The sequence below is a fragment of the Alistipes senegalensis JC50 genome, from assembly GCF_025145645.1.
Classification (GTDB): domain Bacteria; phylum Bacteroidota; class Bacteroidia; order Bacteroidales; family Rikenellaceae; genus Alistipes; species Alistipes senegalensis.
This window is the reverse complement of the sequence record NZ_CP102252.1, coordinates 3,599,829-3,624,068: the sequence shown is the minus strand read 5'-3', so window position 1 is coordinate 3,624,068 and position 24,240 is coordinate 3,599,829. Positions and strand designations below refer to the sequence as shown.

15 protein-coding genes and 1 tRNA gene are annotated in these 24,240 nt (G+C 59.6%); 10 read left to right on the top strand and 6 right to left on the bottom strand.

All coding sequences use genetic code 11. The features are described 5' to 3' along the window. Position 1 precedes the first annotated feature (1 nt). Together NQ519_RS14405 and NQ519_RS14400 are read right to left on the bottom strand one after the other, a co-directional pair. Positions 2-2,995: a golvesin C-terminal-like domain-containing protein gene (locus NQ519_RS14405; protein ID WP_026076460.1), complete on the bottom strand. Its 2,994-nt coding sequence runs from the start codon at positions 2,993-2,995 to the stop codon at positions 2-4. Beyond that, positions 2,985-4,436, bottom strand: a complete 1,452-nt coding sequence (locus NQ519_RS14400) for a sodium:solute symporter (protein WP_019150458.1) — start codon at positions 4,434-4,436, stop codon at positions 2,985-2,987. The genes NQ519_RS14405 and NQ519_RS14400 overlap by 11 nt, the downstream gene beginning before the upstream one ends. Before the next feature lie 168 nt (positions 4,437-4,604). Between NQ519_RS14400 and mscL the strand changes: the two genes are divergently transcribed. Further along, a complete protein-coding gene (mscL, locus tag NQ519_RS14395; protein ID WP_019150459.1) occupies positions 4,605-5,090 on the top strand; it encodes a large-conductance mechanosensitive channel protein MscL in 486 nt (161 codons plus the stop codon). Between the two features lie 171 nt (positions 5,091-5,261). Then, on the top strand, positions 5,262-6,638 hold the full coding sequence (locus tag NQ519_RS14390; protein ID WP_019150460.1) for a sulfatase-like hydrolase/transferase: 1,377 nt from the start codon (positions 5,262-5,264) through the stop codon (positions 6,636-6,638). A gap of 15 nt (positions 6,639-6,653) precedes the next feature. On the opposite strand, the gene NQ519_RS14385 is transcribed toward NQ519_RS14390, so the two are convergent. Further along, positions 6,654-7,337, bottom strand: coding sequence for a potassium channel family protein (locus NQ519_RS14385; RefSeq protein ID WP_019150461.1), 684 nt, complete (start codon positions 7,335-7,337; stop codon positions 6,654-6,656). A 134-nt stretch (positions 7,338-7,471) separates the two neighbouring features. Between NQ519_RS14385 and NQ519_RS14380 the strand changes: the two genes are divergently transcribed. After that, a tRNA-Met gene (locus NQ519_RS14380) sits at positions 7,472-7,545 on the top strand. A gap of 56 nt (positions 7,546-7,601) precedes the next feature. Then, a complete protein-coding gene (def, locus tag NQ519_RS14375) occupies positions 7,602-8,210 on the top strand; it encodes a peptide deformylase (RefSeq protein ID WP_019150462.1) in 609 nt (202 codons plus the stop codon). Positions 8,211-8,293: 83 nt separating this feature from the next. On the opposite strand, the gene NQ519_RS14370 is transcribed toward def, so the two are convergent. Together NQ519_RS14370 and NQ519_RS14365 are read right to left on the bottom strand one after the other, a co-directional pair. Then, positions 8,294-10,150, bottom strand: a complete 1,857-nt coding sequence (locus NQ519_RS14370) for a biotin/lipoyl-containing protein (RefSeq protein WP_026076461.1) — start codon at positions 10,148-10,150, stop codon at positions 8,294-8,296. A gap of 132 nt (positions 10,151-10,282) precedes the next feature. After that, positions 10,283-11,365, bottom strand: a complete 1,083-nt coding sequence (locus NQ519_RS14365) for an AI-2E family transporter (protein WP_019150464.1) — start codon at positions 11,363-11,365, stop codon at positions 10,283-10,285. A 341-nt stretch (positions 11,366-11,706) separates the two neighbouring features. Here NQ519_RS14365 and NQ519_RS14360 point away from each other — a divergent pair, with 341 nt between their 5' ends. Further along, complete coding sequence (locus tag NQ519_RS14360) at positions 11,707-14,982, top strand: TonB-dependent receptor (protein WP_044118611.1); 3,276 nt, start codon at positions 11,707-11,709, stop codon at positions 14,980-14,982. Between the two features lie 67 nt (positions 14,983-15,049). On the opposite strand, the gene NQ519_RS14355 is transcribed toward NQ519_RS14360, so the two are convergent. After that, positions 15,050-15,637: an HAD family hydrolase gene (locus tag NQ519_RS14355; protein ID WP_019150466.1), complete on the bottom strand. Its 588-nt coding sequence runs from the start codon at positions 15,635-15,637 to the stop codon at positions 15,050-15,052. Positions 15,638-15,826: 189 nt separating this feature from the next. On the opposite strand from NQ519_RS14355, the gene NQ519_RS14350 reads away from it, so the two are divergent. The 5 genes from NQ519_RS14350 to NQ519_RS14330 all read left to right on the top strand — a co-directional run bounded on the left by NQ519_RS14350 (position 15,827) and on the right by NQ519_RS14330 (position 24,231). Further along, positions 15,827-16,873, top strand: coding sequence for a DUF2776 family protein (locus tag NQ519_RS14350; protein ID WP_019150467.1), 1,047 nt, complete (start codon positions 15,827-15,829; stop codon positions 16,871-16,873). Positions 16,874-17,049: 176 nt separating this feature from the next. Continuing rightward, entirely contained in the window at positions 17,050-17,607 is a 558-nt protein-coding gene (locus NQ519_RS14345; RefSeq protein ID WP_019150468.1) for an RNA polymerase sigma-70 factor, read from the top strand. 127 nt (positions 17,608-17,734) lie between these two features. Continuing rightward, complete coding sequence (locus NQ519_RS14340) at positions 17,735-18,727, top strand: FecR family protein (protein ID WP_026076462.1); 993 nt, start codon at positions 17,735-17,737, stop codon at positions 18,725-18,727. Between the two features lie 226 nt (positions 18,728-18,953). Then, positions 18,954-22,457 carry a TonB-dependent receptor gene (locus tag NQ519_RS14335; RefSeq protein ID WP_227901083.1) on the top strand — a complete coding sequence of 1,168 codons (3,504 nt, stop codon included), beginning with the start codon at positions 18,954-18,956 and terminating at the stop codon, positions 22,455-22,457. 19 nt (positions 22,458-22,476) lie between these two features. Beyond that, positions 22,477-24,231 carry a RagB/SusD family nutrient uptake outer membrane protein gene (locus NQ519_RS14330; RefSeq protein WP_019150472.1) on the top strand — a complete coding sequence of 585 codons (1,755 nt, stop codon included), beginning with the start codon at positions 22,477-22,479 and terminating at the stop codon, positions 24,229-24,231. The last annotated feature ends 9 nt before the right edge of the window (positions 24,232-24,240 follow it).

Here is a 24,240-nt window from a genome sequence, read left to right as displayed (position 1 = left end):
ATTATTTGATGTTTTCATTCAGCAGGAACCGCAGCGCGTCGCGCATCAGCCGGTCGCGTTCCGTAGGACTGAGGATCGCTTCGAAGGGAAATCCCACGACGAAAGTCCTCCCCTGCGCCTCGCAGGCCACAGCCGCCGTACGGTCGTTCTCGACGTAGCGCATCACGGCGAAAGCCTCCGCACCCACGGGCTTCAGCGCATCGGGCGACTCGACGATATACCGGTCGGGGCGGTATTCGTCGTTGAAACGGTATTCGCCGCGCGAAAAGTCCTTGTGCGCCGTCACGACCCGCACCCGGCCCCTCTCGGCAGCCCGCCCGGTGTCGAGCGCACAATGCAGCACCTCCTCAGCGAATGCACGCCCCCCGCCCGGGGCCTCCTCCGCCCAAAGGTCCGAGACCACATAGGCGCCCGAAGCGAACAACGCACCTCCGTCGGCCAGATAACGCCGCAGAACGCTCTGCAATTCAGGCGAAAAGGTTTCGAACGCGGGGTCCTGCACACCGCGGCCGATCGTCGTCGTCCGCTGTTTGCCGAGGATGAGATCGACGGCCGGATAGCGCCCGAGCGTCGTCTCGCCGCGCTCCACGGCTTTCAGCGAAGCCGAACAGAAGGAGTAGCCCGCCGCCGCCACGGAACGCCCGTGCAGAGCCGGATAGTCGAACGTGTTGCCGCCGATCACGTCGGTCTCGAAATCGCACCCGCAGGCCCCGAGGGCGATGCTGTCCACATCGCAGTGCGCCTGCGAAAGATCGAATACATGCTGCGCCCCGGCGAATGCGATGTCCTGCCGGTCGGGAACCCCGCCGTCGATCTCCATGCGGAAGCCCGCGAGCGAATCGCTGCGTTCGCTCAGCGGAGCGCTCACACGGTCGAACCCGTTAACGATCAGCACCCGGCCCCTCTCGTCCGCTACGCGGCAGGCCGAGAGGGTCTCGCTCGGAAAACTCTCGCCGCCCTCGTTCACGGCCGTCACCCGGTAGCTGTATATATGTCCCGGCTTCTGTTCGACGACCAGACCGGGTTCATCGACCGGACGCCCGTTGTCGAATCCGCCGTCGTCCACGCGCGTATAGACCACATAGCCCGTCGGCGCAGCGCTCTTTTCCAGCGGGTCCATCACCGGGCTCCACGACAGCGCGACACGATCTTCCGCCGTGAACTCCGCGGCGAAAGCCTCGACGGGCAGCGGCTGCACGACATAAGATAATCCGTATTGCGAACTGATATACCGCAAGATACCTTTATAGACGGCGCGGCTCACGAGGAATTTGAAACGCGGGTCGCTGCCCAGACGCATGTCGGCGAAATTCTGGTGCGAAAGCAATTCCAGCAGCATCGTCGGAACACCCGGAACACGCGCTTCGTAATAGGCGCGGTTCCACAACCCGCGGCGCTGCCAGTCGGGTTCGAACGTGCGGCGGATGTCTTCGACGACCTGCGTCTGCACGAGGTCCGTGAGGTCGCGCGAACGGTAGCGGTCTGCCCCGCCGACGAACTTGCCCCCGTTCTCGCGGGTGTAGCAGATGCCCAGCGTCCCGACGATGCCGTCGCCGTCGCGGACGCCTGCGTCCGAGTGGAACGCCAGCGCCATATCGACCGGAATGCGCAGTCCCGCGGAGTCAGGCAGACGCTCCGAACCGCCCATCAGGGCGTTGACCCAATGGGCGCGCGACATGTAGTCGTCCTTGTAATCGTCGGTATTGTTTTTCGGCGTATAGACCGCCTCGGGAAAACCCGCCCACTGGAGCCAGTAGCGCGCGCCCTCGCAGAAACGGGGATAGCCGCTGGTCTCCTCGACATACTCCGTGTCGGGCAGTCGCAGCGAGTCGCAGGGCGTGCGGGCGACGTTGCCGAAACCGCCGCCGATCTTCACGGCATCGGCCGAAAGGATGCGGCCCGCCGTGCGCGAACGATTCGAAAGGGTCACGACCTCCTGACGCCCCGGGGCGAAAGCGAAGCGCCCCAGGTAGATCCACGTGCCGCCGCCCATCGTCTGATTGACGGCATATTCGGTCTCGCCGCCGAGGTGGTGCACCGTATAATGCGCATCGTCGGCGCTTTCGGGCGTCGATTCATAGCTCACGTAGACCGCATATTCGCCCTGTTCGGGAATGTCGGCCCGCCAGACGGCACGGTCCGTCGCATCGTCCGACACGGTCCGCGTGCGACGTGTCGTACCTTCGCGGAAAGGATTTTCACCCGTATGATAGACCTGCCGCAGGTGTGCGAAGCCCGGGCCGCCAGTCTCCCAGCTCCCCGTCTCAACATACTGCCCTGCGGCGTCGTTGTCGGCCAGCACCTCGAATTTCTGCACGTCGCGTTCGCGCGGCAGCATCACGCAGGCCCCGGCGTTTTCGAGCATCGGGACCAGATACGGCAGCACGTAGCTCTGCGTATAGAGGTCCTCGCAGGTCTGCCACAGCATCGCGCGCTGCCATTTCCAACAGTTTTCGGGCTGGTCGAAATAGCGTCCGTGGCTCTGCCAAAGGGCGATATGACGCCCCGAAAGTCCTTTCGACGGAGTCGCGGCGGCCGAGAGCGGCGTGACCAGCGGCCGTTCGGAACGGTTGGTGAACGGCACGATCTGCCGTTTTGCAATCTGCTTCTTCAGCAGCGCGGCGTTGCGGCAGGCCAGCGGCACCAGTTCGCCGATCTCGCGCCGGTCGGTATAGATTTCGATGCGGGCCTTGCGGAACTCCCGCGGCAGCAGCGCGCGCACCGAATCGCGCAGGGCGCGCACATTGTCCTCGCGGAACGGATAGTAGGACAATCCGACCGTGGCGTAGATCTGCACCCGGCTGCGCGAGGCTTTCACGGCCTCGATCCGCACGGTGGTCGGTTCGGCTTTCTGATAGCCGCCCGTGATCTCGCGGGAAACGACACGCGACAGCATCCGGGCGATTTCGGCACGGGAGGCCGTTCCGACCTCGGCGGCAGAGACAACGCCTAAAGCAAAGATTGATATAAGCAGGGATAAAATTTTATTTTTCATCTCGTTCAACAAGCAACGACATGCCGATCATCGTAAATGCGGCATTGTAAATCAACAATTCGAACCCGATCCGGTAGCCCCACGCCTCGCGGGCCCACCACTGCACCAGCGCACTCAGCACCGGAGCCGCGACGGCAACCAGCGGAATCCAGCGGTCGCGGACCTTGCGGCGCGTGAACATCCCGAAAGCGAACATACCCAAAATCGGGCCGTAAGTATAGCCGGCGACCTTATAGACCAGGTTGATAACGCTGTCGTCGGCCCAGTATTCGAAAGCGAGGATCACGGCGGCCATGCCCAGCGCCATCAGTATATGAACCCCTTTGCGAAGGCGCGTGAGACGCTCCTCGCCGCAGCGTTTCGTGCCTTCGAGAATATCGACCGTAAAGGAGGTCGTGAGGGCCGTGAGGGCCGATCCGGCGGCCGAATAGGTGCTTGAGATAAGCCCCACAACGAACAGGATGCCAACGACAAGCGGCAGTCCGCCATCGACGGCGACCAGCGAAAAGACCTGATCGCTCTTGGCGGGCGGTGTCAGGCCGCTGCGCTCCATGTAGAGGTACAGCAGCACGCCCAGCACCAGGAAAAGGAAGATGACGAAAATCTGACTCACGGCCGTCAGCACGATGTTCTTCTGCGAATCGCGCGGCGTGGCGCAACTCAGGTTGCGCTGCATCATATCCTGATCGAGTCCCGTCATGGCGACCAGCAGGACGATGCCTGCGGCGAACATCTTCCAGAAATAGCGGTCCGAAGCGGGATCGTCGAAGAAGAAAATCCGCGACATCGGCGAGGCCGAAACCTCACGGACCGTATCGGAGAACGAAAGTCCGAGTCCCCGCATGATGAAGACGATCGACAGCACGAGGCTCGCCACGAGGCAGAGGGTTTTGAGCGTATCTGTCCAGATCAGCGACTTCACGCCGCCCTGCTGGGTGTAGAGCCACACGAAAAGCATCGTTATCAAGGCATTGGCCCAAAACGGAATGCCGTAGTGCGAGAAGACCAGCAGCTGCATCACGGCGCAGACGACATAGACCCGCAACGCGGCCCCCAGCATCTTGGAGATGAAGAAGAACCACGCCCCGGTGCGGTGCGAGGCGACGCCGAAACGGTCGTCGAGGTACTCGTAGAGCGAGACCACCCGCAGCCGGTAGAAGGTGGGTATCAGCACGAAAGCCACGACGAGCTGCCCCACCGTGAAGCCTGCGACCATCTGCATGTAGGAGAACGAATCGACGGCCACGGAGCCCGGAACCGAGATGAACGTCACGCCCGACATGGCGGCTCCGATCATGGCGAAGGCCGCCATGTACCACGGCGTGCGGCGGTTTCCGGTGAAAAACCCGGCATTGTCGGCACGGCGGCCCGAAACCCACGCCACGACGAACAGGACGGCTATGTAGCCCAAAACGGCGGCAATGACAGCAGCAGGAGTCATAATTACGGAAAAAAAGTCTCTTTACGCCCCCAAAGATACAAAAAATAGGAACACAGCGGACGTACGAAGCCGATTTTATAAGTCCGGCAGAAGATCGTATATTTTATTGGAAAACCGGAAAAAATTCCTATTTTTGTTCTCAATTAAAACACTAAAACCGTAACAGACATGGCATTTCTCAAAGAATTCAAAGAGTTCGCCCTCAAAGGCAACGTAATGGACATGGCCGTCGGCGTCATCATCGGCGGCGCATTCGGCAAGATCGTATCGTCGCTCGTAAACGATATTCTCATGCCCCCGATCGGCGCACTGATCGGGAATACCGACTTCTCGCAACTCCGGCTCGACATCTCGAAAGTGCGCGACATCACGTCGAGCGCCGTGCAGTCCGTGGAGGGCATTGTGTCCCAAGGCGACGCCGCACAGGCTGCGGCCGCCGCGGAACCGATTTACTGGAACTACGGCGCATTCATCCAGCAGTGCGTGGACTTCACCATCCTGGCGCTCTGCGTGTTCCTGATGGTCAAGCTGATGAACCGCCTGATGAAGAAAAAGGAGGCGGCTCCGGCACCCGCTCCCGAACCGCCCGCACCGTCGAAGGAAGAACTGCTGCTGACGGAGATCCGCGACCTGCTGAAAGAGCAGAAGAAATAAACGCACGGCAACGGCCCTGTGGCGATCCGGCTTCCCCGAGGGAGCCGGATTTTTCGATGTATGCGAGCGGGTTCAAAATAAAACGAAACACAAAACCGAAAGAAACAATTGTCGTTTAGCCGAAAATTATTATTTTTGCGAAACATAAACCCATAAAAACGAAACCCAACCATGAACAGGGAACTCAGAACGACAGGGCTCGGCCTGCTGGCGGTCGCCGCCGCGGGATGCGCCCCGAAGCAGGAAACGCGCCCCAACATCATCCTGGTACTGGCCGACGACATGGGAGCCGAATGTCTCGGATGCTACGGAGGCACCAGTTACAACACTCCGCACCTCGACGCGCTGGCCGAACGGGCCATCCGCTACGAAAACATGCACGCGACACCGCTCAGCACCCCGTCGCGCGTGCAGCTGATGACGGGCGTCTACAACGACCGCAACTATGTCAATTTCGGATACATGAACGACGACGACCACACGTTCGCCCATCTGGCCCGACAGGCCGGATACTCGACGGCCGTGGTGGGAAAATGGCAGCTCGGACGGTCGCGCGAAATGGTCGGCAAGCTCGGATTCGACGAATGGTGCCTCACCCAGCTGCAAATCTACAAGGAGCTGGCCGGAGAGCGGGCGACGGACCGCTACGCATTCTCCTACGTCGATGACAACGGCCATTACGAATTCAGCTACTATGCGCCGGACGATTTCCAGCGTTACGCCTTCGAATACATCGACCGGCAGACCGAAGCCGGCAAACCCTTCCTGCTCTACTATCCCACCCCGCTGGTACACACGCCGCACGTCGCCACGCCCGATTCGGAGTGCTGGACCGACGATCCGGACACACGGTTCAAGAAAGACTCCCGCCATTTTCCGGACATGGTCGCCTATCTCGACAAGCAGGTCGGGCAGCTGGTGGCGAAACTCGAGGAACGCGGCATCTGGGACAACACGATCCTGATCTTCGTCGGCGACAACGGCACCTGCCCCCTCATCACGTCGCAGATGGAGGACGGACAGCAAATAGAGGGCGGAAAAGGTTCTCCGACGGTTTACGGAACGCATGTGCCCCTGCTGATCGCATGGGGCGACAAGATCCGCGAGGGACGGGTCAGCGACCGGCTGGTGGATCTGACGGACTTCATGCCGACGATAGCCGACGCTATGGGGATCGAGATTCCCGAGGAGTGGGGCGCGGAAGGCATATCGCTCTACCCGGAGCTCTGCGGACAGGAGCCGCTCGAAAGGGAGTTCTCGCTACTGCACTTCAACCCGCTGTGGCCCCACAAGACCTACCCGCGGGCCGCACGGTGCGCCTACGACAAGGAGTACAAATATTACTGGGACGGACGGTTCTACCACTACGCCGAAGACCCGCTGGAAGAGCATCCTCTCGACATTGCGGACTGTACGCCCGAGGTGCAGGCGCTCCACGCACGGCTGAAAGCCCGGGTTGACGAACTGCCGGGATGGTATCCGGACAAACCCGGAGCGCCGCGCCACGGCGACTACAAGAGTTTCTACGACGCCAAACCGCAGCAATGACACGAAGGGTCCGGCCTACTGGCCGGACTTTTCGTCCGGGGCATACTCCTGCAAAACATAGGTCGTGAAGATCGGAAAGAACATCATGCCCAGTGACGGCAGCAGCACGCAGAAGATCTTGCCGATGACCGTGACGGGGAAGATCTCGGCGCCGACGGTCGTGACGTTCATCCACGCCCACCAGAGCGCGTTGCCGAAGCCGTGGAGCTTGGGGTTGGCGAGCGCCTCGTAGTCGTAGAAGACGAGAGCCGAAATATAGGTGAAGACCGCCACGGTAAAGATATAGGCGACGAACAGCCGCCGCATCTTGGTGCCGCGGACGAGCCACCGCACGATGATAATCATGGCCAAAAAAGCCCGCAGCAACGGAATCAGCCCCACGAGGATCGCCCAGTCATGGGTCATGCGCAGGCCGCTCCACGCGAGAATGTTCAGGTAGGGAACCGACAGCAGCAGAAACGGCAGGTTGCGCCAGAAAAAACGGGTGCGGCGTTCGGCTGCGGTCCAGCGGACAAAAAAATCGCACAGAAAGACGAGACAGACAATAAACTGAATGGTCAGGTACGTTCCGGACATGTGGACATGGTCTCCGGCGATGATCTCCCACGAGAGAGCTGCGAGAAGCACCAGTCCTGCGGCGACTTTGACGGCGCCGAGCGTATCGGCAAGCCCGTCACGGGCGGTATCGGTAAGGGACATAGGTTTGAAATTTTCATGCAGGAGGTTCAAAATCAATGCCACAGCATTTCGCGGTGAATTTTTCATGCGATTTTTTGCCGAAAGATTTTGCACGATTGAAAATTTCTATTACCTTTGCACTCGCTTTCAGCAATGGCGGGTTAGCTCAGCTGGTTAGAGCGCATGATTCATAATCATGAGGTCCCGAGTTCAAGTCTCGGACCCGCTACTTCGAAAAACCGGAGGTCGTATCGGACCTCCGGTTTTCTTTTTTATATTTGCATCATGAAAACACTATGCAGAATCTGTCTGGGCACGGCCGCCGGACTCGCGCTCGCAGGGTGCTCGCAAAAATTCAAAAGCGCCGAGAAAGAGATCATAAATGCCGGAGACGGCGGAATCATGCGCGTACTGACGGTCACCGACCGCAGCGATTCGCTGACGCTCCGCCGCAAATCGGCCCCGATGGCCGAGGGCATGGAGCGTTCGGACGACTACGAAACGCTGCGCCGCCGGATGCTCGCCACGGTACGGGACCCGGAGAACACCGGCGTAGGGATAGCCGCCCCGCAGGTGGGCATCCTGCGGCGGATGATCGCCGTACAGCGGTTCGACAAGCCGGGAGAGCCTTTCGAAATCTATCTGAATCCGGAAATCATCGAATACTCTGCGGAAACGGCTCCGGGACGCGAGGGATGCCTCTCGATTCCCGGCTGCTACGGCGAAGTGACGCGCGCGCAGCAGATCGTGCTGCGCTACCGCGACGAACAGTTCGCCGAACGGACGGAGCGCATCGGAGGCTTCACGGCCGTCATTTTCCAGCACGAGGTCGATCACCTCGACGGCATCCTCTACACCGACCGGATGGACGGAACGCCCTTGCAGCGGGAATAGAGCAGCAAGAGGCGCAAAAAATTCCGTCCGCAACGCATTCGGGCGCTGCGGACGGAAAAATACGCACAAAAAGCGGAGAGAGCTTATTCAATCTCCATCAGCACGGCATCGGTGGCGACCGTCTGGCCTTCGGCGACCAGAATCTGCTTCACCGTACCTGCATAATCGGTCGTGATGGAGTTCTCCATCTTCATGGCTTCGAGCACGAGAACCTCGTCGTTCGCCTTGACCGTATCCCCCACTTTCACTTTGAGTTCGATCACGCGCCCCGGCAGCGGAGCCGTCACGGTGTTGCCCGTAATCACGGCCTTCGCCGCTTCAGCGGGCTTCTCCTCGGCCTTCACGGCGGGTTCGGCAGGCTTCGAAGCCTCGTAAGCCTTCACTTTCATATTGGTAAGGAACGTCTTGGCCACGAGCGGGAAGAGTTCGAGCAACAGCACCTCCTTCTCGTCGGCCGCGAGCTTCACACCGCCGGCCTCGGGCAGTTCGGGATTGGGCTGCATCTGGTATTTCGACGTGTCGTAGGGCGTCTCTTCGCGAACACCGCAGATCTTGAAGCGGAATTCGGGATCGACCTTCACCGGCGTTTTGCCGTATTCGCCCTTGACCAGCCCCACGAACTGCGACGACTTGTTGGAGTACATCGGTCGTCCGGCCTTCTCGTCGAGGGCGCAGTTGACGGCCTGGGCGCCCACGATCTGCGAAGTCGGGGTCACCAGCGGCGGCAGGCCAGCGGCCAGGCGTACCGTCGGGATCAGCTCCATAGCACGGGGAAGAATCTCCTCGGCCTTGAGCTGTTTGAGCTGGGCGACCATGTTCGAATACATGCCGCCGGGAATCTCGGCCTTCTGGACCAGCTCGTTGGGAGCCGGGAAGCCGAAGTAAGCCTCGATCTTGCGGCAGGCGTCGAGCGTGGCGTCCTCGTCGTCGCGCTGGGCGGCGGCGATAGCCTTGTCGAACAGTGCGTCGATCTCGTCGGGCAGCGTGTCGGTCAGCGGATTGAACGCCTTGGGTTCGGGTTTCTCGACGCCGAACACCGACTGGTTGAGCTCCTTGCGGATGTCGCGCAGCTGGGTGTTGATCTTGGCGACGGCCTCCATATTGACGCCCGTCTCGATACCCAGCTTCTTGCAGAAGACGTGGATCAATTCGATGGCCGGAGCTCCGGTGCCCTCGGCGAAATACCAACAGTTGGTGTCCACGACATCCACTCCGGCGATGATGGCCGAGAGCACCGAGGCCAGTCCGTAGCCCGGGGTGCAATGGGTATGGAAATCGACGGGAATCGAAAGGTTCTTCTTGAACAACCGCACGAGCGTGGCGACGCGGCGCGGCGGGATGAGTCCCGACATGTCCTTGATGGTGATCATGTCGGCGCCCAGCGCGGCCATCTGCCTGGCCTTGTCGAGGAAATAGGCGTCGGTGAAGACCGGCTTGGGATTCGATTTGCCCGTCAACTTGGCCCAGAAGCCCAGTTCGGGGTATTTCGGATCGACCGTGTAGCAAACCGCACAGTCGGCGATGCCGCCGTACTGCTTGACGTATTTGACCGTCGATTTCACGTTATCGACATCGTTCAGGGCGTCGAAAATACGCATGATCCCCAGGCCGCTCTGAATCGAATTGCGGCAGAAGCCGTCGATGATTTCGTCCGTATAGGGCGAGTAGCCGAACAGGTTGCGGCCCCGCGAAAGAGCCGTGAGTTTCGAGACATCGCCCACCGCCTTGTAGATCGTTTCGAGGCGCGTCCAGGGATTCTCGTTGAGATAACGCATCACCGAATCGGGTACGGCGCCGCCCCAGACCTCCATAGCATAGAAATTGGCATCTTTGTAGAACGGCAGACAGCGGTCGATCTGCTCCTGGTTCATACGGGTCGCGAACGACGACTGCTGGCCGTCGCGCAACGTAAGGTCTCTGATTTTGAGATTTCTCGCCATTTTTGTATTTTATTGATTTATAAGGGTTCTTGGCATGAATCCTTTGTTATTTCAATAACAAAGGTAATAAACCCTTATGAATATGCAATCATTTTCCGGAAAATTTTCAACGGAACCGGCATATTCGCCCGCTCACCGAGACGAAACATCCGAGAAACCACCCCGATGTTCCGGGCCGTCGTCCGGAGCGGAAAGCTCTCGGTCGGACCTGCGGTCGAGATACGTGCGCTTGAAGATATTGACGCAGAAAATGAACATCGCCAGCATCAGCGGCCCGAAGATGACGCCCATGAACCCGAAAAGCGACAATCCGATGAAGACTCCGAAGATGGTGACGAGCGGATGCGTGTCGGCCATCTTCTTCTGCATGACCATCCGCACGAGGTTGTCGATCTGCGTGACCACCAGCCCGCCGTACATCGCCAGCCCGATCCCCGCGCCCCAGTTGCCGTCGAGTCCCATGTAGAGTGCCAGCGGCAGCCACACGAGCGCCGTGCCGACGATGGGGAGGATCGTCGAGAAGCAGGTCAGCACACCCCAGAAAAGCGGCGAGGAAACCCCGAAGACCAAATAGCCGACATAGGCCACGACGCCCTGGGAGACGGCCAGCAGCGGAATGACGATGGCGTTCGAACGGACGATCATGTGTATCTCGCGCATCGCGCTGCGCGCCGTGCGGCGGTTGAAAGGCAGGAGTTCGCGGCAGTAAGTCTCCATGCGCAGGCCGCCGATGAGCATGAAGTAGAGCACGAACAGCAGCACGACGACATTGACGGCGAAGTCGAAAAGGCCGCCGACGATCCACTGCCCCATCCGGGGGATGAAGGCCATGAGCGACCGGACATTGCCTTCTTGGAGCGCATCGTAGCCCGTCTTTTCGCGGATCAGCCCGGCGACATGCTTCACGGGCGTCAGGATCGAATCGGGATCGAGCGTGACACCCTGAATCCGGTCAACGACCATCCAGACGATCAGGCTGATCGGGATCAGGAAGAAGAGCACCGCTTCGCCCAGCAGCAGCGAAGCCGCAAGGCTCCGCCTCCAGCGCCGCCGTTCGCTCAGGAACCACATCTGCCGCCGCAGCAGCACGTAGATGGTGACGGCTCCCAGCAGGCCCCCCAGAAAGGGTGTCAGCTCGACGAAGATCGTCACGCCCAACCCGACGATCAGGACGAAAAGCGAGTAATGCCAGTATTTTTCCCGGATCGAAAGCATACTTCGCCCCGACGCAAGTAACGTGCCGCAAGCCTCCGGGGCCGGTTCTGCAAATTGTTGAAACATTGTCCAATAAAAATCCCGATATTCTATTGCGGCGCATAAATATTTGATTTATATTTGTGCCATGAAAATTATGGTTGGCATCGTCCGGGTATCGGTCTGTCATAAATCCGGGTACCATCGCAATATGGGTTCCATGTGGCGAAAGCGGCGGTATCATACCGTGTAGAATGAAGAATAAAGAGGGATATTCCTGTCGAAGGGGATGTCCCTCGATGCTTTTACGAACGATAAAAAACAAACAACCCTTTCCAATTATCCATTAAACTCACAAGCGTATGAAGAAACTTTTTCTACTCATGCTCTCGATTTTCGCCTGTTGCGCCGCGAACGCGCAGGTGACGACATCGGGAATGAACGGTACGGTGGTTGACCAGAACGGACAGCCGCTCGTCGGCGCCACGGTCATCGCCGTCCACACCCCTTCGGGCACCCAGTACGGCGCGGTGACCGACAAGAACGGTAACTACAACTTGCAGGGCCTGCGCACGGGAGGTCCCTACTCGGTGACCTTCTCGTTCGTGGGCTACCAGTCGGTCGAGTTCCCGGGACTGATGCTGTCGCTGGGCCAGACCCTCAAGCGCGACGCATTCCTCAAAGACAGCCAGGAGCTCGAAGCCGTGATCATCAAGGCCGACGGCAAGAACAGCTCGATGAATGTCAACCGTGCGGGCGCCGTCACCAGCATCTCCAACGAGCAGATCGAACTGATGCCTACGGTGAACCGCAGCATGAACGACATCATGAAACTCACGCCGCAGGCTTCGTCCACCACGTCGGGCCTGGCCATCGGCGGCGGCAACTACCGCCAGTCGTACGTGACGGTGGACGGTGCCGCCTTCAACAACATGTTCGGCATCGGCGGCAACCTGCCCGCAGGCGGATCGCCCATCTCGCTCGACGCATTGGAGCAGGTATCGGTATCGGTAACTCCCTTCGACGTACGCCAGAGCGGCTTCACGGGCGGCGCCATCAACGCCGTCACCAAGTCGGGCACCAACGACCTGAAAGTATCGGCATACCTCTATTCCAAGAGCGACCAGCTTCAGGGCGACAAGTACGACGGCGGCAAGCTGTCGCTGAGCGAGATGCGCGACAACACGCTCGGATTCAGCATCGGCGCCCCGATCATCAAGAACAAGCTCTTCGTGTTCGCCAACTTCGAACGCGAGTGGAACACCACCCCGGGCAACTCGCGTCTGGCCCGGACCAACGACACCGGAGAATTCGGCGGCAATACGCAGTACAACCGTCCGACGGCTTCGAAACTCGACGAGATGAGCCAGTTCCTGATCGACACCTACGGCTACAACCCCGGCGCTTATCAGAACTACTCGGTGAAAACTCCCGGCTACAAGCTCATGGCCCGCGTGGACTGGAACATCAACCGCAACCACGCGCTCAACGTACGCTTCAGCCGCACCCAGAACAAGTATTCGTCGGCCCCGTCGTCGTCGATCTCCCCGCTCAACGCCAAATATACATACGACAAAGACACTTACGGCCGTACCTCGAACTACGCCATGTATTTCCAGAATTCGCGCTATTATCAGGAGCAGAATTTCACGTCGGTAGCCGCCGAACTGAACTCGCGCTTCCTCGACAGCCGTCTGACCAACACGCTGCGCTACACCTATTCGCATCAGTACGAGCCGCGCAGCTACGACGGCGGCATCTTCCCGACAGTGGATATTCTGGAGCCTACGGACAAAGGCGTCAGCGCCCTGTACGCTTCGTTCGGTCTCGATCCCTTCACCGAGGGCAACCTCCGCGAAGTATCGACCCACATCGTGACCGACGAAATCGGCTACACCATCGGCAAGAATCATCTGGTGGCCGGTCTGCAATTCGAGCATAATCTGACGACGAACGGCTATCTGCAAGGCGGCGCAGGATACTATGTATACGAAAGCTGGGACGATTTCAAAAACAACAAAAAGCCGCTGGCGTTCCGTATCGCCCACGGCAACAATGACGCACTCTCGCAGGCATTTCCCCAGTTTACCTACATGCAGTATTCGATCTACCTGCAAGACGAGATCAATTTCAGCGAGCGTTTCAAGGCTACGGTCGGACTGCGCTTCGAAGTTCCGGTCTATCCGTCGATCTCCGACAACGAGAACAAGGACTTCACGCAGGCTTTCGCCGACTACGGCGGCTACAAGACCTCGGACATGCCCAAGGCACGTCTTTCGGTGGCTCCCCGCGTAGGCTTCAACTGGGACATGACCGGCGAGCGCAAATACATCCTCCGCGGAGGCACGGGCATCTTCACCGGCCGCCTGCCGTTCGTATGGCTCGTATCTGTTGCCGGAAACAGCAACTGCATCCAGAACGGTCTGACGCTTTACAAAAGCGAGGTCGGAGAAAATAAGATGCCTTCGTTCCATACCAATGTCGGCGACATGTTGAAAGACGTATACGGCGGAACCTATCAGAAACAGGACCTGGCAGCCAACACGCAGCCGACCATTCTGGACAAAAAGCTCAAAATGCCTTCGACGTGGAAAACCTCGCTGGCTCTGGACCTCAAACTGCCGGGCGATGTCAACCTCAATATCGAGGGTATCTATAACAAGGACATCAATTCGGTGACTGTCAAGAAACTCGGCATGGTCGAGAAAGAGGGCGGCATCCAGCTCCCGGGCGAGCCCGAAGCGCGCGTCTACTGGAATAGCCAGAATATCAAGAACAAAGAGGGTAAGGCCATCAACCCCTATCTGATCACCAATACCGACGACGTGGACGGATACTATGCTTCGATCTCGGCGCAGCTGTCGAAGACGTGGGGCTTCGGTCTGTCGGTAATGGCGGCCTACACCTATTCGAGCGCCAAGAACGTGATCGACGGTATCGGCGACCAGGTAACCTCGGCATTCAGCACCAACACGTTCAACAAGAACGGTTCGAACGTACCCGAAACCGGATTCGCATCCTACGTATCGCCCCACCGTATCCTGCTCAACGTAGGCTACCGCCTCGCCAACAAAAACGGCGCTTCGAATTTCGGTCTTTACTACGAGGCCAGCCAGCTCGGCTACATCGGCAGCTACTCCTATTCGCGCTACTCCTATACGATGTACGTGCAGAGCGGCAAATATCAGAACGCCGTAACGGGTGACGGCGGTGCCGTGAACCTGCTCTATATCCCGACCCGTTCGGAACTCGACGACATGCCGTTCACGAGCGACGAGAACAAGGAGGCGTTCTGGAACTTCATCCAGAAAGACAGCTACCTGTCCGAGCACGTCGGCGAGTACTCCAAGCGGGGGGGGGCTGTGATGCCGTGGTATCACACGCTGAATTTCCGCTTCTCGCAGGATTTCTACATCAACGTCAAAGGCAAGCGCAACACGATCTCCCTCGGCCTCGATGTCACCAACCTGGCCAATATGCTCAACCGCGACTGGGGTAACATCAAGCGCATGAACTCCAGTTCGATCCTGGCATGGGACGGCAGCAACTACACGTTCACCGCACCCAAATGGTCGAAGTATGCCAGCACGGTATCGACCTGGTCGGCGATGTTCAGCATCCGCTACACCTTCAACTGATCCTTCGGGACCGCATACGACAAAGGAGGGCAGGTTTTCACCTGCCCTCCTTGTTTATTACGTCCGATTACAGCAGCCGGCTCCGCAGGGCCTCGCACGCAGAAGCGGGATCGCGGTGATCGAAGAGGAAACCGTGGATGCCGAGGGCCGCGGCCGCTTCGATATTGGCTTCGCGGTCGTCGATGAAGAGCGTTTCCGAAGGCTTCAGGCCGTAGCGTTCGAGCAGAATCTCGTAGATGCGCGGTTCGGGCTTCACGGTGTGCTCCTCGCACGAAACGACCTCGCCGTCGAAAAGCCCGTAGACGGGGAAGCGGCGCAGGAAGTCGATGAACTCGCGCGACATGTTCGAAAGCACATAGAGCTTATACCCCGCCGCTTTCAGGTCACGGACGAGGCGTTCGGTGGGTTTCACGGGTTCTTGCAGGTCGATGGCCAGTTGCAGGACGGCGGAGCAGGTCTCCACGGAACGCCCGGTCATTCGGCTGATCGTGGCGGTCACTTCGTCCAGCGTCGAGGTGCCGCGGTCGTACTCCTCCCAGAAGAACGGCATCCGCGGAGCGCGGAGGAAGCTGAAAAATTCGAGCAGTTCGGGAGTGCACTTGCTTTTATCGCGGGCGAACAGCACGCCGCCCAGATCGAAAACGATGTTTTTCATGCCGCAAAGATAGTGCAAGCCGAGAGCAAATGCAAACAACGTTTGCGGTTTTGCCGAGGCGCAGCCTGTCTAAATCGGACGCACTTCCCCGATAAGGATAGTGCAAGCCGAGGGCGAATGCAAACGATGTTTGCGGTTTTGCCGAGACTTGGTGCGGGATTTGCAAGGGCTCCGGAAAACTTTATCGCTATGAATCACGGTATAAGCATTCTTTTCCGGGCCATTCCGCTCGCAATGGCCGCCTTCTGCTTCGCATACGGGGCCTATATCTTTTCGGCCGGGACCGACACGGCGCGCCTCACGGCAGGTCCCGTCGTCTTCTACCTCGGGGCGATCTGCGTCGCGCTCTACTGCACCGCGGCGACGATCATCCGCCAGATCATCGGCACTTACACCGCTGCCGCGAAATACCTTTTTCCGGCAATCGGATACACGTTCGCCCTGCTGACGCTCGTCAGCGGCGCCTTCATCCTCTCGTCGCAATGGACCGGAGCACTCGTCACCGGACACGTCGTCTGCGGACTGGGACTCATCACGGCCTGCGTGGCCACGGCGGCGACCTCATCGACACGGTTCAGCCTGATCCCCAAGAACTCCGCCGACGACACCTTTTCGGTCAACACCGCCGGATTCACCCGGGCGCAGTCGTCGCTGCTGATCTTCATCGTCTCGGCCGTCGCCGCCGTAGCCTGGGTCTGGTGCATCCTGCTCTACGTGTTCGGAACGCTCCCGGCACACATCGTCGCGGGCAGCGTGATGTTCGGCATCGCCTGCGTCTGCACGTCGCTCATCGCGTTGGTCGCCAGCATCGCCCGGCAGGCCCGCGGCAGTTATACGATGGCCGAGAAGCGCAAATGGATGGGACTCGTGCTGACGATGGGATCGCTGGCTTTCGTGCTGGGGCTGATCCTGATATTCGCACTCCGGGGCGAAACGATCAATTTCGTGGGATTCGTGCTGATCGGCCTGGCGCTGATCTGTTGGAGCATCTCGAGCAAGGTGATCCTGCTGGCGAAGATCTGGCACGCCGATTTCCCGTTGGCCAACCGCATCCCGATCATCCCCGTGCTGACGGCTCTGACGTGCCTGTTCCTCGCGGCGTTCCTCTACGAAGAGGCCCTCTTCCACGCCAAATTTTTCGTCCCTGCACGCGTATTGGCAGGCTTCGGGGCCATCTGCTTCACGCTCTACTCCATCGTCTCGATCCTCGAAAGCGGAGCCGGCAAAAAGGCATAGTTCCCATAACAGCGTTACGGACAGTGAGATAAATCCGCCGGGCCGGCATTTTTTTACGATGCCGGCCGTTTTTTTACGATTTTGTCACAGGAAAGTATTCCGTCTTTGTGAAAAACTTTCTTATCTTTGAACCGCAGGCCGCCGCACGGCACGTACGCAAACCCAGACAAACGTCCATGAAATTCACTTTCGGCAGACAGCAAAACGACAGCGAATTGATCTCCGCGATCATTCGGGGCGATGTCGGCGCCTATGAACAACTCTTCGTGCGCTACTACCCCACGCTCCTGCACTTCATCCGCGGCATGCTCAAAGACGACCACATGTCCGAGGACATCGCCCAGAATATTTTCATGAAGCTCTGGATACACCGCGAAAAGCTCGACAGCACGCAGTCGGTCAAAAACTACCTCTTCGTGCTGGCCAAGCACGAGATATACAACATCTTCAAGGCCAAGCGCACCACCATGCTCTCGCTGCTGCCTCAGCTCAGCGACCGCGACGTGGCGGACCGCGGAGCCTCGGCCGAGGAACAATACAATTATACGGAGCTGAACGCGCTGCTGATGCAGGGCATCTCGAAAATGCCGCCCCAGCGACAACTGATCTTCCGCATGAGCCGCTACGAACACCTCTCCAACCGCGAGATCGCCGAACGGCTGGGGCTCTCGGTGCGCACCGTCGATAAGCACATCGAACTGGCGCTGAAAGACCTCCACAGCTCGCTCTGTTGATTTTTCCGTTTTTTTCGATTTTTTTTGCAGTTCCGGTTACGCAACTGGGGCCGTTCGGTTGTTCTTTATACAGCAGGATGACCGGAGCGAGGCTCCGCATCCGGCGGCGAACAGAGAAAAAGGACCTATGACCAAATTAAACGAATATTTCGACAATGAACTCTCCGCGCAGGAGCAGCTCGAAGTCCAGATGTGGCTCGCCGAGCACGGGGACAGCCCGGATTCGGAAGCACAGCTGGCCGAACTTTTCGACAGCCTGCACATCGACGACGACGCAGCGGCCCGTGCGGCTTTCGGGCGCGTCGCCCACCGGCTCGGGATCGCCGGAGGGCAGCCGTCCGCACCTTCGCGCCGTGCGCGTATCGTCGCCTGGAGCCAGAGGATCGCCGCCGTGCTCGTCGTTCCGCTCCTGTGCGCCGTCTGGCTGCTCTACGCCGACCGCAAGCCGGAGGCGGAATGGCTCGAACAGCAGGTTCCGTACGGCGAAATGGCCTCCCTGACACTTCCCGACGGCACGCAACTGCACCTGAACTCCGGCAGCCGCATCACCTATCCGTCGGCTTTCACGGGCAAGGAGCGCCGGATTTTCGTCGAAGGCGAGATATTCGCCGACGTGGCGAAAGATCCCCGCAAACCCTTCATCATTCAGTCGGGCGAAGTCGGCATCCGCGTTCTGGGAACCCGCTTCAACTTCAAGTCCTACGCGAATACCGACTGTATCGAGGTGTTGCTGGTCGAAGGCTCCGTCCGGTTCGACATCGACGCCCCGACGCGCAAACAACAGCTGACGATGAAGCCCGGCGACATGGTGCAGTACGACCGCGCCACGGGCGACATCGACCTCACGACGTTCCAGCCCGGACATTTCAAGTCCTTCGCCGACGACCGGGCCATCCATTTCTTCAACCTGCGCATGCGCGACATCGCTTCGGACCTCGAACGGCTGTTCGGCACGCACATCGTCATCCTCGACGAAGCGCTCGCCCAAGCCCGTTATTTCGCCTATTTCACCAACAACGAGAATCTGGACCAGATACTTTCCGCCATCAATTCCGATCGCAAGATGCAGATTCTGCGCCGCGACGGAGTCATCTACCTCTCGTCGAACCGATCCCGCTAAACTTTTACGCCGAAAAACGAACCTCACACACAAACCCGAAATGCCTATGAAAGACTGACCGCCCCACCGCCCTCCTTTTTCTGTTCCTTCTCTGTGACCCGCCCGGATGCCACCGATCCCGGCATACCCGCCTTAAACTCGAACCTTAAATAAACCTATCATGGGAAACGACTGCAATCGTCGGGGAACTCGCTTTGCGAGACTCCTCTATCTGGTTATTCTCTGTATGTTGCTCAGCCCCGCCGGGGTTTTCGCCCAGACGAAGAGAATCAACCTCGAATTGAAGAACGTAACCGTTCAGGAGGCCATAGCCACGCTGAACCGTACGGAAAATTACTCCATCATCGTCAGTTCGGACGAGGTGGACCTCACCAAACGCATCTCCGTTTCGGCCAAAAACGCCACCATCCGCGAAGTCCTCGACCAGGTATTCGCCGGGCAGGAGGTGACCTGCACCATCGACGGACACCGCATCTCCGTCACCAAGAAACAACCCTCGGCAGCGTCCAAGCCGGCCGCCGCACCGAACACCGTGCGCGGACGGGTGACCGACATCAAAGGACAGCCGATCATCGCCGCGACGGTGGCCGTCGTGGGCACCCAGAAAGGTACGCTGACGGGGGTGGACGGCGATTTCGAACTGGCGGACATGAAATTCCCCGCCAAGCTCAACGTCTCCTACCTGGGTTACATATCCCAGATCGTGGAAGTCAAGGAGGGGGGGGGAAATTCTCCGCTTGAAATCGTCCTGAAAGAGTCGGACAACCTGATGGACGAGGTGGTCGTCGTGGGCTACGGCACGCAGCGGCGGGCCAACCTCTCGGGCGCCGTGGCGACCATCAGCGGCAAGGATCTCAACGCCCGTCCGGTGGTCTCGGCCGCCAACGCCCTGCAAGGCGCCGACCCCTCGGTGAACATCACCTTCGGAACGGGCTCCCCCGAATCGTCCTACGCCATCAACATCCGCGGTTCGATCTCGCTCAACAGCGGTTCGCCGCTCGTGCTGGCCGACGGCGTGGAGGTGAGCCTCAGCCAGATCAACCCCAACGACATCGAATCGGTGTCGGTGCTCAAAGACGCCTCGTCGTGCGCCATCTACGGCGCCAAGGCATCGGCCGGCGTGGTGCTCATCACCACCAAGGCGGGCAAGAAGGGCGAACGCGCGCGCATCACCTACAACGGCCGCTTCGGCTGGGCCAGCAACACCACCTCGACCGATTTCATCGACACGGGTTACGACCACGTGCGCATCGTCAACCAGTTTATGAACGACTCGTCGGACGGCACGATGAACATCTTCCGCTACACCGAGGAGAACGGCGGCCTGCAAAAGCTCTACGACCGCCGCAACGACCGCACGGAACATCCCGACCGACCGTGGGTCGAAGTGGGCGACGACGGCAAGTACTACTATTACGGCAATTTCGACTGGTACGGCTATTTCTACAACCGCGTGCGTTCGCAGCAGGAGCACAACCTCTCGCTCTCGGGCGGAACCGACAAGGTGACCTACTACGCCAGCGGCCGCTTCTACCAGCAGTACGGCATGTTCAACATCAACAAGGACAAGTACACCGACTACGCTTTCCGCACCAAGGTCTCGGCCCAGATGACCCCGTGGCTGAAATACTCGAACAACATCAGCTTCGACACTTCGGGCTACAAATACGGCGGACACTACGACTACGAGGGAACGATCAACGCCCTGCAATCGAACATCTGCGCCGCATTCCTCCCCTACAATCCCGACGGCTCGATCGTCCAGTACGTCAACCAGCTGGGCAAGAACTCCCCGATCGGCGCCGGCCGCGGCGGGCAGATGACCGCCGACCGTTCGAAGAACTCGAAAGAGAACCGCTACCTGACGCTTTCGAACCAGTTCGACATCACGATCGCCAAAAAACTCGTCCTCACGGCGGCCTATGACTACCGCCAGCGCGACCGGCTCTACAAATACCGCAACAACACATTCGAATACTCGCGTCAGGAGGGCGTCATGGAGACCTTCACCTCGGGATCGGTCGAGAACTCCTACCGCGAGGTGCACTACGGCTACAAGGGCCACAACGTCAACATCTACGGCACCTACGAGAATTCGTGGGGCGGCCACCATTTCAAAGCCACCGCCGGCGGCCAGTACGAGGATTACCGTTCCACGTCGCTCGACGTGAAGCAGACCGACCTGTCGAGCGACAACATCGACTCGTTCACCGTGGCGACGGGCCCCATCACCCTCTCACAGGAAATCCTGGCCTACCGCACGCTGGGATTCTTCGGCCGCGTGAACTACGACTACGAAGGGCGTTACATCTTCGAGGCGAGCGCCCGCGGCGACGGTTCGTCGCGCTTCGAGCCCGACCACCGCTGGGGATTCTTTCCCTCGGCGTCGGCCGCCTGGCGCATCAGCGAAGAGTCGTTCTTCGAGCCCGTACGCGACGTAATGAACAACCTCAAACTGCGTCTTTCGGTGGGCAGCCTGGGCAACCAGCAGGTATCCGAATACGCCTACATCGAGCAGATCAGCACCGACAACCAGATGAGCTACACCTTCGACGGACTGGAAAAGGCTTATTACGCCAACGTCTCCGATCCGCTGTCGTCGGGACTTACGTGGGAGACCGTGACCACCTACGACGTGGGACTCGACGTGGGAGTGCTCAACGGCCGTCTCAATTTCACGGGCGACTACTACATCCGCGACACGAAGGACATGCTCACCACCTCGCTCACCCTGCCCGACGTTTTCGGCGCCAAGACCCCGAAGGCCAACTGCGCCAACCTGCGCACCAAGGGCTGGGAGATCACCCTGAGCTGGCAGGATGAATTCCAGCTGGCAGGAAGCCCCTTCTCCTACAACGTATCGGCCTCGGTGGGCGACTACATCACCAAGATCACCAAATACCACAACCCCGACCGGCTGATCTCGGACCACTACGTAGGCAAGTCGCTGGGCGAAATCTGGGGCTATCACGTCGAAGGACTGTTCAAGACCGACCGCGAAGCGGCCGAATACCAGGCCAGGATCGACGACAAGGCGGTCAACAACCGCGTGTATCAGTGCAAGGGCCCGGCCGGCAACTACCTTCGGGCGGGCGACGTGCGCTTCGCCGACCTCGACGGCGACAACGTGATTTCCGAAGGCTCGGGCACGGTGGACGATCCGGGCGACAAGCGCATCATCGGCAACTCGCTGCCGCGCTACAACTACTCGTTCCGCGTGGGATTCAACTGGATGGGCTTCGACGTATCGGCCTTTTTCCAGGGCATCGGGCGCCGCGACTGGTATCCGGCCGCCGGGCAGGCGTCCTACGACTTCTGGGGCCCCTACGCATTCCCGCCCACGTCGTTCATCCACAAGGATTTCTATTCGGAGTGCTGGTCCGAGGACAACCGCAACGCCTACTTCCCCCGTCCGCGCGGCTACAACGCCTATGCCGGTGGCTCGCTGGGCGAGACGAACGACCGCTACATCCAGAATCTCGCCTACCTGCGGCTGAAAAACCTCACGGTCGGCTACACCGTGCCGCAGAAACTCACACGCAAGATCGGCATCGACCGCGCCCGCGTCTATTTCTCGGGCGAGAACCTCTGCTACTGGTCGCCGCTGAAACGGCACAACAAGACCATCGACCCCGAACTCGCCGGATCGTCGAGCACCAGCAAGAAGGACTCCGGAACGGGATACGCCTATCCCAAAACCCTCTCGGTAGGCGTCGATATCAGCTTCTAACGCATAAAGAGAACGACAGATGAAAACACTGCACAAAATACTGGCGACCCTGCTGCTGGGCGCCGCCTGCTCGGGCTGCGACCTGACCCTCATTCCCGAAGACAAGGTCACCCCGCAGACCTATTTCCAGTCGGAAGTGGACCTCCGCCTGTGGACCAATCAGTTCTACACGCTGCTCGACTCCCCCGACAGTGCCTCGGGGCTCAACGCCGACGACATGGTGGACAAGAGCATGGGCGACGTGATCTCGGGAACCCGCATGGCCTCCGACGAAAGCGGCTGGACCTGGACTTCCCTGCGCAAGATCAACTATTACCTGCAAAACTCCCACAACTGCACCGACGAGGCGGCCCGCACCAAATACGACGGCGTGGCCTATTTCTTCCGCGCCTATTTCTACTACGTGAAGGTGCGCCGTTACGGCGACGTGCCCTGGTACGACACGGTGATCGGTTCCGAGGAGGAAGAGTTGCTGAAAAAGCCCCGCGAGGATCGCGGCATCATCATGGACCACGTGATGTCCGACCTCGACGACGCGATCGACATGCTCCCGCGCGACAAGGACGTAGCCCGCGTGACCCGCTGGGCGGCGCTGGCCTTCAAGTCGCGCGCCGCACTCTACGAAGGCACGTGGCGTAAGTACCGCGGCCTGCCCGACGCCGACAAATACCTGCAACAGGCCGCCGACGCCGCGGCGACGTTCATCGCCGAAAGCGGATACTCGCTCTACAAGGAGGGCACGGAGCCTTACCGCGACCTCTTTTGCAGCGACGACGCCAAGCAGAGCGAAGTCATTCTGGCCCGTCTCTACAATTTCGAGGGGCTGAACCTCGCCCACAGCGTACAGTTCAACATCCGCAATGCGGCGACGGGCTTCACGCGCCGTTTCATGAACCACTATCTGATGGCCGACGGCTCGCGCTTCACCGAAAAGGAGGGCCACGAAACGATGTTCTACACCGAAGAGACCGCAGGCCGCGATCCGCGCATGGCGCAAACGGTGCTCTGCCCGGGATACGTCGCCAAGGGCGAAAGCGCAGCCACGCCGAACGACATGACCGCGATGACGGGTTACGAGCCGATCAAATTCGTCTCGACGGCGGCCCACAGCGGTGCCTCGAAAGGCACGTCCGACTGGCCGTTGTTCCGCACGGCGGAGGTGTATCTCAACTATGCCGAAGCCAAGGCCGAGCTGGGCACGCTGACGCAGGACGACCTGACCGTTTCGATCGACAAGATCCGCGAACGCGCCGGCATGGGCGGACTCGACATGGAGGCCGCCAACGCCAATCCCGATCCGTTCCTCCTGGCCTGCTACCCCAATGTCACGAAGAGCGCCAACACGGGCGTAATTCTCGAAATCCGCCGCGAACGCACCGTGGAGATGGTCATGGAAGGCCAGCGCATGTGGGACATGTTCCGCTGGAAAGAGGGTGCGCAGATGGTCAACGAAACGGCACCCTACCACGGCATCTACTTCCCCGGCCCGGGCCTTTACGACATGGACGGCGACGGCAAAAACGATCTGGAACTCTACGCCACACAGCAGACCAGCACCCCGGCCGACGGACTGACGGTACTGAAAATCGGCTCGGACATCATCCTCTCCGAAGCCGCCGACAACCGCGGCTACGTCGTGGCGTGGAACGCCCTGAAATACACCTGGAACGAAGAACGCGACTACCTGTGGCCCATTCCGGCCGACCAGCGCGTGCTGACGGGCGGACTGCTGACCCAGAATCCCGGATGGACCGACAGCACCAATTTCGACTGATGCTTTTTG

Coding starts and splice junctions, on each gene's coding strand:
- NQ519_RS14350 (WP_019150467.1), top strand. CDS start 15,827: ATGAATCACGGTATAAGCATTCTTTTCCGGGCCATTCCGCTCGCAATG.
- NQ519_RS14390 (WP_019150460.1), top strand. CDS start 5,262: ATGAACAGGGAACTCAGAACGACAGGGCTCGGCCTGCTGGCGGTCGCC.
- NQ519_RS14385 (WP_019150461.1), bottom strand. CDS start 7,337: ATGTCCCTTACCGATACCGCCCGTGACGGGCTTGCCGATACGCTCGGC.
- NQ519_RS14335 (WP_227901083.1), top strand. CDS start 18,954: ATGTTGCTCAGCCCCGCCGGGGTTTTCGCCCAGACGAAGAGAATCAAC.
- NQ519_RS14340 (WP_026076462.1), top strand. CDS start 17,735: ATGACCAAATTAAACGAATATTTCGACAATGAACTCTCCGCGCAGGAG.
- def (WP_019150462.1), top strand. CDS start 7,602: ATGAAAACACTATGCAGAATCTGTCTGGGCACGGCCGCCGGACTCGCG.
- mscL (WP_019150459.1), top strand. CDS start 4,605: ATGGCATTTCTCAAAGAATTCAAAGAGTTCGCCCTCAAAGGCAACGTA.
- NQ519_RS14345 (WP_019150468.1), top strand. CDS start 17,050: ATGAAATTCACTTTCGGCAGACAGCAAAACGACAGCGAATTGATCTCC.
- NQ519_RS14400 (WP_019150458.1), bottom strand. CDS start 4,436: ATGACTCCTGCTGCTGTCATTGCCGCCGTTTTGGGCTACATAGCCGTC.
- NQ519_RS14355 (WP_019150466.1), bottom strand. CDS start 15,637: ATGAAAAACATCGTTTTCGATCTGGGCGGCGTGCTGTTCGCCCGCGAT.
- NQ519_RS14360 (WP_044118611.1), top strand. CDS start 11,707: ATGAAGAAACTTTTTCTACTCATGCTCTCGATTTTCGCCTGTTGCGCC.
- NQ519_RS14365 (WP_019150464.1), bottom strand. CDS start 11,365: ATGCTTTCGATCCGGGAAAAATACTGGCATTACTCGCTTTTCGTCCTG.
- NQ519_RS14330 (WP_019150472.1), top strand. CDS start 22,477: ATGAAAACACTGCACAAAATACTGGCGACCCTGCTGCTGGGCGCCGCC.
- NQ519_RS14405 (WP_026076460.1), bottom strand. CDS start 2,995: ATGAAAAATAAAATTTTATCCCTGCTTATATCAATCTTTGCTTTAGGC.
- NQ519_RS14370 (WP_026076461.1), bottom strand. CDS start 10,150: ATGGCGAGAAATCTCAAAATCAGAGACCTTACGTTGCGCGACGGCCAG.